14 protein-coding genes are annotated in these 15,507 nt (G+C 65.0%); all 14 read left to right on the top strand.

Annotation, left to right across the window (positions count from 1 at the left end; all coding sequences use genetic code 11):
- Nucleotides 1-73: 73 nt before the first annotated feature.
- The 14 genes from xdhA to H1S03_RS07265 all read left to right on the top strand — a co-directional run bounded on the left by xdhA (nucleotide 74) and on the right by H1S03_RS07265 (nucleotide 15,341).
- Nucleotides 74-1,489: a xanthine dehydrogenase small subunit gene (gene xdhA / locus H1S03_RS07330; RefSeq protein ID WP_185803845.1), complete on the top strand. Its 1,416-nt coding sequence runs from the start codon at nucleotides 74-76 to the stop codon at nucleotides 1,487-1,489.
- The gene (locus H1S03_RS07325; RefSeq protein WP_185803844.1) at nucleotides 1,489-3,879 is read left to right on the top strand and encodes a xanthine dehydrogenase molybdopterin binding subunit; all 2,391 of its coding nucleotides are present in this window, start codon (nucleotides 1,489-1,491) and stop codon (nucleotides 3,877-3,879) included. Before xdhA ends, H1S03_RS07325 begins: the two co-directional genes overlap by 1 nt.
- Nucleotides 3,880-3,919: 40 nt before the next feature.
- Nucleotides 3,920-4,861: a xanthine dehydrogenase accessory protein XdhC gene (gene xdhC, locus H1S03_RS07320; protein WP_185803843.1), complete on the top strand. Its 942-nt coding sequence runs from the start codon at nucleotides 3,920-3,922 to the stop codon at nucleotides 4,859-4,861.
- The gene (locus H1S03_RS07315; RefSeq protein ID WP_166189933.1) at nucleotides 4,858-6,357 is read left to right on the top strand and encodes an ABC transporter ATP-binding protein; all 1,500 of its coding nucleotides are present in this window, start codon (nucleotides 4,858-4,860) and stop codon (nucleotides 6,355-6,357) included. The genes xdhC and H1S03_RS07315 overlap by 4 nt, the downstream gene beginning before the upstream one ends.
- Complete coding sequence (locus H1S03_RS07310; protein WP_185803842.1) at nucleotides 6,354-7,442, top strand: ABC transporter permease; 1,089 nt, start codon at nucleotides 6,354-6,356, stop codon at nucleotides 7,440-7,442. Before H1S03_RS07315 ends, H1S03_RS07310 begins: the two co-directional genes overlap by 4 nt.
- Before the next feature lie 77 nt (nucleotides 7,443-7,519).
- Nucleotides 7,520-8,569 carry an ABC transporter permease gene (locus H1S03_RS07305; protein WP_185804030.1) on the top strand — a complete coding sequence of 350 codons (1,050 nt, stop codon included), beginning with the start codon at nucleotides 7,520-7,522 and terminating at the stop codon, nucleotides 8,567-8,569.
- 42 nt (nucleotides 8,570-8,611) lie between these two features.
- Nucleotides 8,612-9,718 (top strand): BMP family ABC transporter substrate-binding protein, encoded by a 1,107-nt coding sequence (locus H1S03_RS07300; protein WP_185803841.1) that lies wholly within the window; start codon nucleotides 8,612-8,614, stop codon nucleotides 9,716-9,718.
- Between the two features lie 304 nt (nucleotides 9,719-10,022).
- On the top strand, nucleotides 10,023-11,747 hold the full coding sequence (gene ilvD, locus H1S03_RS07295) for a dihydroxy-acid dehydratase (protein WP_166189927.1): 1,725 nt from the start codon (nucleotides 10,023-10,025) through the stop codon (nucleotides 11,745-11,747).
- Entirely contained in the window at nucleotides 11,734-12,396 is a 663-nt protein-coding gene (locus H1S03_RS07290) for a hypothetical protein (protein WP_185803840.1), read from the top strand. The genes ilvD and H1S03_RS07290 overlap by 14 nt, the downstream gene beginning before the upstream one ends.
- Nucleotides 12,344-13,156 (top strand): DUF6478 family protein, encoded by an 813-nt coding sequence (locus H1S03_RS07285; RefSeq protein ID WP_347339214.1) that lies wholly within the window; start codon nucleotides 12,344-12,346, stop codon nucleotides 13,154-13,156. Before H1S03_RS07290 ends, H1S03_RS07285 begins: the two co-directional genes overlap by 53 nt.
- Before the next feature lie 16 nt (nucleotides 13,157-13,172).
- Nucleotides 13,173-13,541 (top strand): hypothetical protein, encoded by a 369-nt coding sequence (locus H1S03_RS07280; protein WP_185803838.1) that lies wholly within the window; start codon nucleotides 13,173-13,175, stop codon nucleotides 13,539-13,541.
- 57 nt (nucleotides 13,542-13,598) lie between these two features.
- On the top strand, nucleotides 13,599-14,600 hold the full coding sequence (locus H1S03_RS07275) for a ligase-associated DNA damage response exonuclease (RefSeq protein ID WP_185803837.1): 1,002 nt from the start codon (nucleotides 13,599-13,601) through the stop codon (nucleotides 14,598-14,600).
- 73 nt (nucleotides 14,601-14,673) lie between these two features.
- Nucleotides 14,674-15,078, top strand: coding sequence for a methylmalonyl-CoA epimerase (gene mce, locus H1S03_RS07270; protein WP_185803836.1), 405 nt, complete (start codon nucleotides 14,674-14,676; stop codon nucleotides 15,076-15,078).
- On the top strand, nucleotides 15,075-15,341 hold the full coding sequence (locus H1S03_RS07265; RefSeq protein ID WP_185803835.1) for a DUF1467 family protein: 267 nt from the start codon (nucleotides 15,075-15,077) through the stop codon (nucleotides 15,339-15,341). Before mce ends, H1S03_RS07265 begins: the two co-directional genes overlap by 4 nt.
- Nucleotides 15,342-15,507 lie beyond the last annotated feature (166 nt).

Below are 15,507 nucleotides of genomic sequence, written 5' to 3'. Positions count from 1 at the left end.
TGCGGCCCCTGTGATTTTACCGTTTGATAAAAACCGTTGAAGGCAGCTTCGACGGTTAGAGGAAAGCTTTGCTATGATCCGGTTCATGCTCAACGGAGAGATCGTCACGGTCGAGGGGGCCGCGCCCACGGTCACCCTGCTCGATTGGCTGCGCGAAACGCGGGGCCTGACCGGCACCAAGGAAGGCTGCAACGAGGGCGATTGCGGCGCCTGTACCGTGACCGTCAGCACGCTGGATGACACGGGTGTGACACATCAGGCCCTGAACGCCTGCATCCTGTTCCTGCCGCAACTTGCCGGGAAGGCCGTGCGAACGGTTGAGGGGATCGCCGCGCCTGACGGTGAATTGCACCCGGTTCAGGACGCCATGGTCGCGGAGCACGGATCGCAATGCGGGTTCTGCACCCCCGGTTTCGTGATGTCGATGTACACCGCACACCGAACCGGGCGGGTCGATCACGACGATGTCTTGGCCGGAAATCTATGCCGCTGCACCGGATATGCCCCGATTGTTCGCGCGGCCCAGCGCGCGGCCTCCCGCCCCGTTCCAGCGTGGGAGATCGACGAACGCGCCACGCTGGAGGCGCTGGCGCAATCGGGGGACATGAGCGGCGAGGGCCTGTATCTGCCGGGCTCCACCGCGTCACTGGCTGCGATCTATGCCGCGCATCCCAACGCCACAATCGTGGCCGGTGCCACCGATGTGGGCCTGTGGGTGACGAAACAGTTCCGCCCGGTCGGTCCGGTGATCTTCACCCACCGCGCCGTCGATCTGGCCCGCATCGAGCGTGTGCAGGGCGGTCTGCGTATCGGGGCGGGCGTCACGCTCAGCAGGCTGCGTGGCGCGATGGCCGACCGCCATCCCGACTTTGCCGAGTTGATCCGCCGCTATGGCTCGGTTCAGGTGCGCAATGCCGCGACCATCGGCGGCAACATCGCCAATGGCTCCCCCATCGGGGACGGTCCGCCCGCGCTGATCGCGCTGGGGGCAGAGCTGACGCTGCGCCACGGTGAGGATCGCAGGCGGATGCCGCTCGAAGACTTCTTCCTCGAATACGGCAAGCAGGACCGGATGCCGGGTGAGTTCGTCGAGAGTATCTTCGTGCCCGATCAGGAGGATACGCTGGCCTGCTACAAGCTGAGCAAGCGGTTCGATCAGGATATTTCCGCAGTGTGCGGTTGTTTTGCGCTGCACATGGATGGAGGTGTTGTGGACGAGGCGCGCATCGCCTTCGGTGGTATGGCAGGTACGCCGAAACGGGCCAGCGCGGCGGAGGCAGCCCTGACCGGGCGCGCGCTGGATGAGGATGCGGTGCGGGAGGCTCAGAACGCATTGACCCAGGATTTCCAACCCCTCAGCGACATGCGGGCCAGCGCGGCCTACAGGATGCAGGCGGCACGCAACATGATCCGGCGCTATTGGCTGGAGCGGGTGGAGGGGGTGCCGACGCGCCTCGTGGGTCCGAAATCCGAAACGGGGGTCGCGTGATGGCGAGCGTTCACCAGCCCAAACCGCACGATTCAGGACCCCTGCACGTCACCGGGGCCGCCCGCTATACCGATGACATTCCCGCACCTGCCGGAACGCTGCATCTGGCCTTTGGCCTTGCGGCGGTCGCTCATGGGGTGGTCACGTCGCTCGATCTGGCGCCGGTTCGCGCCATGCCCGGCGTGCGGCTGGTTCTGGGGCCGGATGATTTCGCGCGGATGCCCGATGTCTCCCCCTCGCCCGCGCCGGAACCCCTGCTGTGCACGGGCGAGGTACAGTTCCACGGCCAGCCGCTGTTCGTCGTTGCTGCGGATACGCATTTGCAGGCCCGCCACGCCGCCCGCGCCGCCAAGGTCACGTTCGAGGAACGGGAACCGATCCTGACGATAGATCAGGCGCTTGCGGCAGGGCGTCTGCTGGAGGACCCGCTGGAGTGGGAGAAAGGCAGCCCCGACGACGCACTGGGCACCGCCCCGCACCGCGCGCAGGGCCGGATCGAGGTCGGCGGTCAGGAACATTTCTATCTGGAGGGTCAGGCCGCCATGGCGGTCCCCGGCGACGGGGATGAGATGCTCGTCCATGCCTCCACCCAACATCCGAGCGAAATCCAGCACAAGGTCGCACAGGCGCTGGACGTCCCCTTCGCCGAGGTGACGGTACAGGTGCGCCGAATGGGCGGCGGCTTCGGTGGCAAGGAATCGCAGGGCAACGCACTGGCCGTCGCCTGCGCCCTGGTCGCGCAGCGGACCGGGCGCGCGGTCAAGATGCGCTATGACCGCGACGACGACATGACCATCACCGGCAAACGGCACGAGATCCGCATCGACTACGACGTCGGGTTCGACGACACGGGCCGGATCGCGGCTGTCATCTTTGACCAATATGTGCGCTGCGGCTGGTCCGCCGACCTCAGCCTGCCGGTCGCCGACCGCGCGATGCTGCACGCGGACAACGCCTATGACCTGCCCGCCGCGCGCATCAGATCGACCCGGCTGCTGACGCATACCTGTTCCAACACGGCATTTCGCGGCTTCGGCGGGCCGCAGGGCATAGTGGGGATCGAACGGGTGATCGAGCATATCGCCGCCCATCTGGACCGCGATCCGCTGGAGGTGCGCCGCGCGAATTTCTATGCGCCGGGCAATACCGGTCAGACCACCCCCTACGGAATGCAGGTCGAGGATAACGTCATTCACGGCATCGTCGATCAGTTGACCGAAACCAGCGACTATTCCGCCCGCCGCGCGCAGATCGCCGAGTTCAACGCGACCAGCCCGGTCATCAAGCGCGGCATCGCACTGACCCCTGTGAAGTTCGGCATTTCGTTCACGCTGACCCAGCTCAATCAGGCGGGCGCGTTGGTCAATGTCTATACTGACGGCTCGATCCGGTTGAACCACGGTGGCACGGAAATGGGCCAGGGCCTGTTCACCAAGGTCGCCGCCGTTGCCGCCGATGCGTTCGGCGTGGATGCCACGCATGTGAAGATCACGGCGACGGACACCGCGAAGGTGCCCAACACCTCCGCCACCGCGGCGTCCAGCGGTTCGGATATGAACGGCATGGCGGTCAAGGCGGCCTGCGAAACGATCCGGGATCGCATGGCGCAACACCTGTGCACGGCCAAGGTTCTGTGGCACGACCGAGACGAGGAAGGCAAAGGCATCATCGACCGGGACGGGCATCCAGTGATCCGCGAACATGCCTTCGACTGCGCGCCTGACGATCTGGTCTTCGCCGCTGATCAGGTGAGCGACGGGACACATTCGATTCCGTTCTGGGCGGCAGTTCAGGCCTGCTACGTCGCGCGAATCTCGCTCAGCTCGACCGGCTATTACGCCACGCCAAAGCTGGCCTGGGACCGCATGCAGCGCAGCGGGCCCCGGCGGCCGTTCTACTACTTCGCCTATGGTGCGGCGGTGACGGAGGTGGCGCTGGACACCCTGACCGGGGAAAACCGCATCCTGCGCACGGATATCCTGCACGATTGCGGCAAGTCGCTGAACCCCGCGCTGGACATCGGCCAGATCGAGGGCGGTTATGTGCAGGGCGCGGGATGGTTGACGACGGAGGAACTGGTCTGGACTCCGCCGGGCCCCGCGACCATGGGCGGCAGGCTGGCCACTCATGCACCCTCAACCTACAAGATTCCGGGCTGCGCGGATCGACCACAGGTTTTCAACGTCGCCCTTTATGAAAATGAGAACGTCGAGGCCACGATCCACAGGTCCAAGGCCGTGGGCGAACCGCCTTTGATGTTGGGAATCTCGGCCCTGATGGCCTTGCAAGACGCGGTTCGGGCCGCAGGCTCGGACGTACTGCTCGACGCGCCAGCCACAGCCGAACGCCTGCTGAACGCAATAGAAACCTCACGCGGGTCAGGTTGGTGACGGCGGGCGCGCATACCGGGCGGATTGCGGCGGCGGCCTCATGAGCGGGTTCGACATTGAGGCGCTGCGCACGGCCTGTGTCGGCGGACCCCTGGTGCGGGTGCTGGTCGCCCGGCATCGCGGATCGGTCCCACGAGAGGCGGGCACCGCAATGTTGGTCACACCGACGGGTCAGCACGGCACCATCGGCGGCGGCACACTGGAATTCGAGGCGGTGACGCAGGCGCGCCGCATGTTGAAGGGTGGGCGCGCGACCGCCCTGCGCGCCGTGCCGCTGGGCCCTGCACTGGGGCAGTGTTGCGGCGGTCACGTCGATCTGGTTTTTGAACGGTTCACCCCCGATACCTTGCCCGCCGAACCCTCAGGCGCGGTGTTCGCACGTGCTCTCGATGGCGCGGCACAGATGCCTTTCCCCGTCGCCCGCGCCGTGCAGGCGTTGCGAGAGGGGCGCGAGGTTCCCGTGATGCAGGATCGCTGGATAGTCGAGCGGATCGCCCCTGCACAAACATCCCTTTGGCTGTACGGCGCAGGCCATGTCGGGCGTGCGGTGGTGCGGGTGTTCACCGGGTTGCCCTTCGCCATCACCTGGGTCGATGATGCCGCCGCCAGATTTCCCGAAGACATTCCCCATCACGCGGCCCCGCTGATGGCCGCGAACCCGGCGGACGCGGTGGGCCGCGCCCCGCTCGACGCGATCCATATCGTGCTGACCTATTCGCACGCGCTGGATCTGGAAATCTGTCACCGGGTCTTGCTGCGCCCGCACACGCATCTGGGGCTGATCGGATCGGCGACCAAGGCCGCGCGGTTTGCGAAACGGTTGCGTGAACTCGGCCATGCCCCTGCCACAATCGCCCGTCTAAATTGCCCTATAGGCGACAAGTCCCTTGGAAAAGAACCTGCCCAGATCGCGATTGGACTTGCGTCAGAACTTTTGCAGTTGCGAAATAACGTAACGCAGCTTACCGAATCGAGAGCATGAATATGCTTCTGGACATCTCAGGACTGAGGAAGGCCTATCCGGGCGTCGTCGCGAATGACGATGTCGCCTTTGATATCGCCCCCGGTGAAGTCCACGCGCTGCTGGGTGAGAACGGCGCCGGCAAATCGACTCTGGTCAAGATGATTTACGGGCTGGTGCAACCCGATGCGGGCCACATGCGGCTGCACGGCCGGGATTATGCGCCAACCTCGCCCAAGGACGCGCGCGCCGCCGGTGTGTCCATGGTCTTCCAGCATTTCAGCCTGTTCGAGGCCTTGAGCGTGCGTGAAAACATCGCGCTGGGGCTGGACGAGGCGGTCGCACCGCGCACCCTGTCGGATCGCATTCGCACCGTCAGCCGCGACTACGGCCTGCCGCTGGACCCCGACCGCCTGATCGGTGATCTGAGCGTGGGCGAGCGGCAGCGGGTCGAGATCGTGCGCTGCCTGTTGCAGGATCCACGCCTGTTGATCATGGACGAACCCACATCCGTTCTGACCCCGCAGGAGGTCGAAACCCTGTTCGACACGCTGCGCCTGCTGTCGAAACGCGGGGTGGCGATCCTCTATATCTCGCACAAGCTGGATGAGATCAGAGTGCTGTGCGATCGCGCCACGATCCTGCGCGGCGGCAAGGTGGTGGCGACCTGTCTGCCACGGGATGAGACGCCGCGTTCGCTGGCCGAAATGATGATTGGCACCACGCTGGCGGACCCGCCGGTGCGCCGCGCGATTCCCGGTCGCACCCTACTGAAGCTGACGGGTTTGAGCCTGCCGACCGATGATCCGTTCGGCGTGACGTTGAGCGGCATCGACCTGACGCTTCGTGCCGGCGAAGTCACCGGGATCGCCGGGGTTGCGGGCAACGGTCAGGACGAGCTGGTCGCGGTCCTGTCGGGCGAAGCTCTGGTCGAGGCGGGTATGATCCGCTTCGACAATGCGCCCATCGGCACGCTCGGCCCTAACCGTCGCCGCTCACTGGGACTGCTCAGCGCGCCCGAGGAACGGCTGGGCCATGCCGCCGCGCCCGAGATGAGCCTGACCGACAACACCATGCTGACCGGACGTGTGCGTCAGCGGCTGTCCACGCAGGGTTTTCTGAAATGGAACGTCGCCGCGAACTTCGCCCGGGCGGTGATCGCGCAATTCGACGTGCGCACGCCGGGGGTGGATACGCCCGCGCGCGCCCTGTCCGGCGGAAACCTGCAAAAATTCGTCATTGGCCGCGAGGTGATGCAAAAGCCGCGGGTTCTGGTGGTCAATCAGCCCACCTGGGGCGTGGACGCCGCCGCTGCCGCCGCAATCCGGCAGAGCCTGCGCGATCTGGCCGCGACAGGCGCCAGCGTTCTGGTGATTTCACAGGATCTGGATGAGTTGATGGAAATGTCGGACCAGTTCGCGGTCATTGCCGGTGGAAGGTTGAGCGCCACCCGCCCCGCCGGCAGCATCAGCATCGAGGAAATCGGCCGCATGATGGGTGGGGGAGAAGCCGCATGATCCGTCTGGAACCCCGGCTCGCCCCGTCGCGCACCATGATGTGGGGCACCCCCGTTCTGGCGGTGATCGCCACGATGATCGCGGGGGGCATCCTGTTCGCCATTCTGGGCAAGAACCCGGTGGAGGCGATCTGGACCATTTTCGTCGATCCGATCCTGGATCCCTACAGCCGGGATGAGCTGTTCGTGAAGGCAGCGCCGCTGGTGCTGATCGCGATCGGGCTGTCCTTCGGATTCCGTGCCGGGATCTGGAACATCGGGGCCGAGGGGCAGTTCATCGTCGGGGCCATCGCGGGCGCGGCGGTGGGGCTGGCGTTCTATGGCACGCCAGCGATCTGGCTGCTGCCGCTGATGGCACTGGCTGGCATGGCCGCGGGCACGTTCTGGGCGATGATCCCGGCGTTCCTGAAGGTCCGCTACAACGCCAATGAAATTCTGGTCAGCCTGATGCTGGTCTATGTCGCCGATCAGTTGCTGCGTGCGATGGTCGCGGGTCCGCTGCGCAATCCGGCAGGTTTCAATTTCCCCGAAAGCCGCCTGTTCCACGACAGTGCCGTCCTGCCGCTGTTGCAGGGAATGCCCGGTCTGACGCAATACACCCGCGTGCATCTGGGGGTGCTGATCGCGCTGATCCTCGTACCGCTGGCCTGGGTTCTGCTGCGCAAGCATGTGCTGGGCTTCAACATTCAGGTTATGGGCTCCGCCCCGCGCGCGGCACGGTTTTCGGGCGTACGCCCGTCCTCCATCGTCTATATCTGCCTGGGCCTGTCCGGAGCGCTGGCCGGGCTGGCGGGGTTGTTCGAAGTCGCCGGTCCCGCCGGACAGCTGGTGCCTGCGCTGCCGCAGGGCTATGGCTTTACCGCGATCATCGTCGCCTTTCTGGGCCGCCTGAACCCGCTGGGCATTCTGGCGGCAGGGCTGGTGATGGCGCTGACCTATATCGGCGGTGAGAACGCGCAGCTTGACCTGAACCTGCCGCGTGCGGCGATCAGCGTGTTTCAGGGAATGTTGCTGTTCTTCCTGCTGGGGCTGGACATTCTGGTGCGCTACCGCATCCGCTTCGGCGCACGGGGGATCGCGCAATGATGGATGTTATCGGGCTGAGCGCCGATCTGTCGCTGGTCACGGCGCTGAGCTATCTGCTGAGCGTGCTGTTGCCCACGATGATCATCGCGGCGACGCCGCTTGTGCTCGCCTCGACCGGGGAACTGGTGGTGGAAAAGTCCGGCGTGCTGAACCTGGGCGTCGAGGGGATGATGATTATGGGCGCGGTCGTCGGCTTCATCGTCGCGGTGGAAAGCGGCACGCCCGTCGCGGGATTTGTCGTCGCAGCGCTGGCGGGGGCACTGCTGGCGCTGATCTTCGGATTTCTGACGCAGGTATTGCTGAGCAATCAGGTGGCGACGGGACTGGCACTGACGCTGTTCGGGCTGGGACTGGCGGCGCTGATGGGACAGACCTATACCGGCATCCGCCCGCCGCAGACGACGCGGTTGGACATTCCCGAAGTGTCGAATTTCCCCATCCTCGGTGATATGCTGTTTTCCTATGACTGGATCGTCTATTTCGCGCTGGCGCTGGTGGGGGCAGTCTGGTGGTTCCTCAATCACACCCGCCCCGGTCTGGTACTGCGTGCGGTGGGCGAAAACCACGATGCGGCGCACGCGCTGGGCTACCGTGTGATCACGATCCGTCTGGCGGCCATCGCCTTTGGCGGGGCCTGTGCGGGGATGGGGGGGGCGTATCTCAGCCTCGTGCGCGTGCCGAACTGGTCCGAGGGGATGACAGCGGGCATCGGCTGGATCGCCTTGGCCATCGTGGTGTTCGCCAGCTGGAAACCGGGGCGCGTCATCATCGGCGCGTGGCTGTTCGGGGGCGTCACGATCCTGCAAATCAACATTCAGGCCGCGAATCTCAACATACTGGCCATCGCCGCAATCGTGCTGGCGCTGGTCACGGTCGTGATGATCGCATTCAACCTTCGCACAAAATCGCGGCAGGGCTGGATCAGGGTGGCGTTTTTAGGGGCACTGGCGCTGCTTGGCTGGGCGATGGCCCTGACATGGCCGGATTTCCGTCTCGACTCCGCCTATCTGTCGATGACACCTTACCTCACGACGATCGTGGTGCTGGTTGCCATTTCCGGCGACCGCACGCGCGCGGCCCTCAACGCCCCGGCCTCACTGGGTCGGGTGTTCCACGCCTCCAACTGAACGAGGGGCGGGCGGGACGACCATATCAACAAGGAGACAGCTATGAAACTTCTCAAGTCACTGGGTCTGGCCACGGCGCTGACCCTCGCCACCGGGGGCGTGATGGCCGAGAGCCATTCCGAGGATCCGCTGAAGGTCGGCTTCATCTATGTCGGCCCGATCGGCGATTTCGGCTGGTCCTATCAGCATGAGCAGGGTCGCCTGGCCGTGGAGGAAGAGTTCGGCGATGCGGTGGAGACCACCTATATCGAGAGCGTCCCCGAGGGCGACAGCGAGCGTGTGATCCGTCGCATGGCACAGGATGGCACGGACCTGATCTTCACCACCTCGTTCGGCTATATGACGCCGACCCTGCGCGTGGCGGAACAGTTCCCCGACACGATGTTCGAACATGCGACCGGCTATCAGCGTGCCGACAATGTCTCGACCTATTCAGGCCGATTCTACGAGGGTCGCACCGTGCAGGGCATCCTGGCCGGGCATATGACGGAATCGAACGTGATAGGCTACATCGCGTCCTTCCCCATCCCCGAGGTTATCCGCGGCATCAATGCCTCCTACCTCGCCGCGAAATCGGTGAACCCCGATGTGGAGTTCAAGATCGTCTGGGTCTCCACCTGGTTCGACCCCGCGAAGGAGGCCGACGCCGCAAATGCCCTGATCGAACAGGGCGCTGACGTCATCATGCAGCACACCGACTCCACCGCCCCCATGACCATCGCAGAGGCGACATGGGACGGGCTGGAGCAAGGCGAGACCGGCATCTACGCCTTCGGTCAGGCCTCCGACATGATGGAGTTCGGACCCAATGCGCGTCTCTCCTCGATCATCGACAACTGGGCCCCTTACTATATCGAGCGCGTTCAGGCAGCGATGGACGGCACTTGGGAGAGCGCCGACGCATGGCACGGCATCGACCAGGGCACGACCACCATCGGCGCGTTCAACGAGAACATCCCCGAGGATGTCGCAGCCGAGGCGACTGCCGCGATGGAGGCGATCGCAGCCGGCGAACTGCACCCGTTCACCGGCCCGATCAACAAGCAGGACGGCTCCGTCTGGCTGGAAGAAGGCGAAACCGCCGATGACGGCACGCTGCTGGGCATGAACTTCTATGTCGAGGGCATCGAGGGCGCGATCCCGAACTGATCCTTCGCAGCAAGTGAATGTGACAGGCCCCGGCACCCCGCCGGGGCCTTTTGCGTTCCGGCTCACCGGTCGGGCGGCGAACTGAGACGGGAGTGCAGTGTATGAAATCGGGGCGGAGTGCCATCCGCTCATGGTCGGGAACACAGATATACCGGCCCATGCGGCAAGGCAGGTGCCCCAATGCGCCCTCTGTTTCCCGCGTTAACCGTCGTTCGGGAAAGGCACGGCTCTTGCCCTCGGCCCCTCGCGCCAATATGCCTTTGATCCAAGCAATGCGCACGACGCCACCTTGAGGGAGCCACCCATGACCATCGACAAATCCCGCCTGCCCTCCCGCCATGTGACCGAGGGTCCGGCGCGGGCACCGCACCGTTCGTACCTCTATGCAATGGGGTTGAGCGAGGAGGAAATCCATCAGCCGCTGGTCGGCGTCGCAACCTGCTGGAACGAGGCCGCGCCGTGCAACATCGCGCTGAACCGTCAGGCGCAAAGCGTCAAGCAGGGCGTCAAGGTCGCCCGCGGCACCCCGCGTGAGTTCACCACCATCACCGTGACGGACGGTATCGCCATGGGGCACGAGGGGATGCGCTCATCCCTCGCCAGTCGTGAGGCCATAGCGGACACCGTGGAGCTGACCATGCGCGGCCACTGCTATGACGCGCTCGTCGGGTTGGCGGGCTGCGACAAGTCCCTGCCCGGCATGATGATGGCGATGATCCGTCTGAACGTGCCGTCGGTCTTCGTCTATGGCGGCTCGATCCTGCCGGGCCGGTTTGAGGGCAAGGACGTCACCGTTCAGGACGTGTTCGAGGCTGTCGGTCAGCATCAGGCGGGCAATCTGTCCACTTGCGAGCTGGAAAAGCTGGAACAGGTCGCCTGCCCCTCCGCCGGGGCATGTGGCGGTCAGTTCACCGCGAACACCATGGCCTGCGTGTCCGAGGCGATCGGTCTCGCGCTGCCCAATTCCTCGGGCGCGCCGGCCCCCTATGAGAGCCGCGACCAGTATGGTGAGGCCTCGGGCCGCGCGGTCATGAACCTGATCGAGAAGAACATCCGCGCCCGTGACATCGTCACGCGTGAATCGCTGATCAATGCCGCGCGTGTCGTCGCATGCACCGGCGGTTCGACCAATGCGGGCCTGCACCTGCCTGCGATGGCGCATGAGGCGGGGATCGACTTCTTCTTGCAGGACGTGACCGACATCTTCCGCGAGACGCCCTATTTCGTCGATCTCAAGCCCGGCGGGCAATACGTCGCCAAGGATCTGTACGAGGCCGGTGGCGTGCCCGTCATCCTCAAGGAACTGGACAAGGCCGGCCTGATCTATCGCGACTGCATGACCGCCACCGGCTATTCCATCGGTGAGGAGATCGACAAGGTCACGCGTGAGGCGGACGGCAAGGTGATCCACCCGGTCGCGACACCGCTAAGCTCCACCGGCGGGGTCGTCGGACTGACCGGCAACATCGCCCCCGAAGGGGCCATCGTGAAAATCGCGGGCATGAGCGAGGAGCAATTGCAGTTCAGCGGCCCTGCCCGTGTCTTCGAGTGTGAAGAAGACGCCTTCGAAGCCGTGCAGAAACGCGAATACGAGGAAGGCGACGTGATCGTCATCCGCAACGAAGGCCCCTCGGGCGGCCCCGGCATGCGTGAGATGTTGTCCACCACGGCGGCCCTGTCGGGTCAGGGCATGGGCAAGAAGGTCGCGCTGATCACCGACGGGCGATTCTCGGGCGCGACGCGGGGGTTCTGCGTCGGCCATGTCGGACCGGAATCCGCCCATGGCGGCCCCATCGCGCTGCTGCGCAACGGTGACATCATCACGCTGAACGCGCGGGCGGGGACCATCTCCGTCGATCTGAGCGATGAGGAACTGGCTCAACGCAAAGCCGACTGGCCCGGCCCGCGCGCGACGAACTATGCCTCGGGGGCGCTGTGGAAATATGCGCAGCAGGTCGGCTCCACCTATAAGGGCGCGGTGACCCATCCGGGAGCAAATGCGGAAACGCATGTCTATGTCGATCTGTGACGTCAAGAAGGCTCTGTGCGCAGGGCTGATCCTGCTGCTCGGCGCGTGTGTCGAGCAGCAGGGCGCTGGCATGGCCGGGGGCGAGATCTCACGCAGTGAGGTCGAAATTCGCAGCGTCGTGCTGGAGCGTAGCGGAAACGCCGTCACCATCGCGGCGCCTCAGGGCTATTGCATTGATCCGCAAGTGGCCCATGAGGGCGCAGTCGTCATGGGGGGGTGCGCGGCCATGGGGGTCGAGGCCCCCCTGCCCGCCGGCGATGCCAGCGAAACGCTGGTCATGATGACTGCCAGCGTCGCAGATGCGGCGATCCCCGGCGATGGCCATCTGGCCGCGCGGGCCGCGCGACTGGAGCGCGCCTTGCAGAGCGAGCGGATCGCAGGCCTGCTGGCCGAACACCGGGGTGAGGCCCGACTGATCGAAACCCGCCTGCACGGCGACACCGTCTATGCCCTGGTCGAGGATAACGAAGCCACCGCCTTCGATGGGGCCGACCGGCGGTTCTGGCGCGCGATGAGCGAGGAAAACAACCGTATGGTCATCCTGACGGTGCGCGCGCTCGAAATGTTCTGGCCCGGCGAACAGGCGCTGCTGGAACGTGCGATCGCCCTGCGTGAGAGCATCCGGGCCGCCAATACCGGGCCGGTCTAGGCAGGTGCGCAGGCCAAGACGTGGCATCATCGGGAATCTGGTCATCCAGTGGGCGGCCCGCATCATGCGGCGTCGCCACAGACGCATCATGACAGCGCATAACGATCTGGCCACCCGTTGGACACGACAGGCGCGAAAGCTGGGCCGGATCGCGCGTGAGATCGAGATGGACGGCGGCGTGCGTCTGGCCAACAGATCGCAACGCCCCACCGGCATGCCCGACGACGCGGAAATTCTGCATCGTCCCAGCATCCTGGCCATACGCCAGAACCCCGGCGGGCATGTCAGCCCGCCGAGCGGGGCGCAACTGGCCGCAGATGTCAGCCTGCACCACGACATGAACCCACCCCGCATCGTGACGCGCCAGATACAGCGCGACGAGGGGCATCATGACTTTGCCCTGGATATCTGGAACACTCAGGGCAGTTTCATGTCGCTGGCCCTGGCCCTGCCATCGGAGCAGATGGCCAAGATCGCGCGTGAGGACCTGATCCGTCTGGACTACACCATCGACCTGGAACAGCGCTGCGATGTGTTCGCACGGCTCAATCTGATGCATGGTCCGAATACGGAACAGGTGGTGCGGCAGCTGGATCTGCGCAATCAGGGGGACGTGCTGGAATTCGACGTCCATTATACCGCCTTCGATCCGACACGGGCGCGCGAGATCTGGATCGACCTCATCTTCAACACGCGCCCGCTGAACCGGGTGGTGGTACGCGATCTGGTCATCTCTCGCCGTCCGCGCCTGTCGCTCTAACCCTATCGAGGATGTCATGACCCCGCAGACCGAAGACCGCTTCTGGATCGACAACGGTGTGGTGCACGCCCAGGTAAAGGCGGGTGGCTTCGTTCCGTTGGAGCTGGTTCTGGACGGCGCGGTCATCGCCCGCCCCGTGCCCCGACCTGTCGAGACGATGCCGGGATATGTCGAAATCGAGCATCCACTGCCGGTCGAGGTCGTGTCCAGCGGTGTCAGCGTGATATTTCTGCGCAAGCAGGGCGAGGAAACTCCTCTGGCCGCGCTGCCCGTCATCATCGGCAAGGGCGCGGACGAGATATTGCTGGCTGAGGTCGCCCTGCTGCGAGGCGAGCTGGAACTGGTCAAGACCGTACTGCGCGAACGCCTGCGCCGCGGCATCTGATCCCCCTCGCCTTGCGCCCGCGCCGCTCTATCGTTCTGTCCTGAAAGGGAGGGCGCGATGAAGCCGCACGACGTCTTGCAAGTCAGGCCCGACGGGCTGTATTGCCCCGCCGGGGATTTCTACATCGACCCCTCCCGCCCTGTGGACCGTGCGCTGGTCACGCACGGGCATGGCGATCATTGCGCCCCCGGTGCACGATCCCTGCTGGCCACACCCGAAACCGTCGCGATCGCCCGCACCCGCTATGGGGAGCAGGCATTCGAGAATTTTCAGGAGGCCCCGGTCGGGCAAACCATCCGCATCGGTGATGTCGCTGTGCGCTTCGTGCCTGCGGGGCATGTGCTCGGCTCCGCCCAGATCGTGCTGGAAACCGGTGGCGCGCGTGTCGTCGTCTCGGGGGATTACAAACGCGCGGCGGACCCGACCTGTGCCCCGTTCGAGCCGGTGGAATGCGACCTGTTCGTGACCGAGGCGACGTTCGGCCTGCCGGTGTTCCGCCATCCGCCCCTGCAAGGGGAACTGGACCGATTGCTCGCCTCTCTCGCCGCGTTCCCGCAGCGGGCGCATGTGCTGGGCGTCTACGCACTGGGCAAGGCGCAGCGCATCATGGCGGAACTGCGGGCGCGCGGCTATGACCGCCCTGTCTATCTGCACGGCGCGCTGCTCAAACTGACTCAGTTATACGAGTCGCTGGGCGTGCCCCTGGGCCCGTGGAAACAGGTGATGGAGGTGGAGAAGGAAGAATTGCGCGGGCAGATCGTCCTCGCCCCGCCCGGTGCCATTCAGGATCGCTGGGCGCGCCGGCTTCCCGATGCCCTGCCGGTCGGCGTGTCCGGCTGGATGCAGGTTCGCGCCCGTGCGCGGCAACGGCGCGTCGAACTGCCGTTGATCGTGTCGGACCATTGCGATTGGGACGCGCTGTGCCGCACCGTGACCGAGGTGAAGGCCCAGACCATCTGGGTAACCCATGGCGCGGAGGAGGCACTGGTGCACTGGTGCCGCCAGCAGGGACTGGAGGCCGCCCCGCTCAGCATTGCCGGGCGGGGTGAGGAGGATTGACCGCGACCTCGCGTCCCGCTTCCCCCCGCGTGCGGGTTGGACTAGAAGTCAGGCAAACCATCAGGAGACGAATATGATCGGACGCCTCAATCACGTTGCAATCGCAGTGCCCGACCTGGACGCCGCCGTCGCGCAATACCGCGATACGCTGGGCGCGGATGTCGGTGCGCCGCAGGATGAGCCGGATCACGGTGTGACCGTGGTCTTCATCACGCTGCCCAATACCAAGATCGAGCTGCTGCACCCGCTGGGTGAGGGGTCACCCATTCAGGGTTTCCTCGACAAGAACCCTTCGGGCGGGATTCACCATATCTGCTACGAGGTGGATGACATCCTCGCCGCACGCGACAAATTGCGGGACAGCGGCGCGCGGGTGCTGGGCAGTGGTGAACCGAAGATCGGTGCCCACGGCAAACCCGTGCTGTTCCTGCACCCCAAGGATTTCACCGGCACCCTGGTCGAGTTGGAGCAGGCATGACCATCACCTCCGTCATCGTGGTATTCGCGGTTCTGTGGTTTCTGACCCTGTTCATCGTGCTGCCCATCGGTGAGGTCAGTCAGGCGGAGGATGGCCGCGTCGTACCCGGAACGCCCGAGGGCGCGCCCGCCCATCCGCACATGAAACGCAAGCTGATCATCACCACGATCGTGGCCAGCATCCTGTCCACGATCATTTGCGGGATCATCATATCGGGTGTCATCACCATCGAGATGCTGGACGTGTTCGACCCGACGGGGTGAGAGCGCCGCTTTCCCAGAACCGAGGGCGCGCGAGGCGCCATCGGCGGGAAATCTGGAACCTCGAAAACCTGCGCCCTCTGGGTGAGGCCCTAGGGTGTGGACTCATTGATCAGCAATCCAGATGCGGATCGCTGCGAGCTTGATGGCTGCCAGGAAGTTCTCCGGA

This window comes from Pontivivens nitratireducens (assembly GCF_014235845.1).
Lineage (GTDB): Bacteria > Pseudomonadota > Alphaproteobacteria > Rhodobacterales > Rhodobacteraceae > Pontivivens > Pontivivens nitratireducens.
The sequence above is the reverse complement of the archived record's forward strand: the minus strand, read 5'-3'. Positions and strand labels throughout refer to the sequence as shown.

What these genes read in the sequence shown, in the direction of transcription:
- H1S03_RS07280 (WP_185803838.1), top strand. Translation starts at nt 13,173, where the DNA reads ATGACCCCGCAGACCGAAGACCGCTTCTGGATCGACAACGGTGTGGTG.
- xdhA (WP_185803845.1), top strand. Translation starts at nt 74, where the DNA reads ATGATCCGGTTCATGCTCAACGGAGAGATCGTCACGGTCGAGGGGGCC.
- H1S03_RS07265 (WP_185803835.1), top strand. Translation starts at nt 15,075, where the DNA reads ATGACCATCACCTCCGTCATCGTGGTATTCGCGGTTCTGTGGTTTCTG.
- H1S03_RS07325 (WP_185803844.1), top strand. Translation starts at nt 1,489, where the DNA reads ATGGCGAGCGTTCACCAGCCCAAACCGCACGATTCAGGACCCCTGCAC.
- ilvD (WP_166189927.1), top strand. Translation starts at nt 10,023, where the DNA reads ATGACCATCGACAAATCCCGCCTGCCCTCCCGCCATGTGACCGAGGGT.
- H1S03_RS07300 (WP_185803841.1), top strand. Translation starts at nt 8,612, where the DNA reads ATGAAACTTCTCAAGTCACTGGGTCTGGCCACGGCGCTGACCCTCGCC.
- H1S03_RS07290 (WP_185803840.1), top strand. Translation starts at nt 11,734, where the DNA reads ATGTCGATCTGTGACGTCAAGAAGGCTCTGTGCGCAGGGCTGATCCTG.
- H1S03_RS07305 (WP_185804030.1), top strand. Translation starts at nt 7,520, where the DNA reads ATGATCATCGCGGCGACGCCGCTTGTGCTCGCCTCGACCGGGGAACTG.
- xdhC (WP_185803843.1), top strand. Translation starts at nt 3,920, where the DNA reads ATGAGCGGGTTCGACATTGAGGCGCTGCGCACGGCCTGTGTCGGCGGA.
- mce (WP_185803836.1), top strand. Translation starts at nt 14,674, where the DNA reads ATGATCGGACGCCTCAATCACGTTGCAATCGCAGTGCCCGACCTGGAC.
- H1S03_RS07315 (WP_166189933.1), top strand. Translation starts at nt 4,858, where the DNA reads ATGAATATGCTTCTGGACATCTCAGGACTGAGGAAGGCCTATCCGGGC.
- H1S03_RS07275 (WP_185803837.1), top strand. Translation starts at nt 13,599, where the DNA reads ATGAAGCCGCACGACGTCTTGCAAGTCAGGCCCGACGGGCTGTATTGC.
- H1S03_RS07310 (WP_185803842.1), top strand. Translation starts at nt 6,354, where the DNA reads ATGATCCGTCTGGAACCCCGGCTCGCCCCGTCGCGCACCATGATGTGG.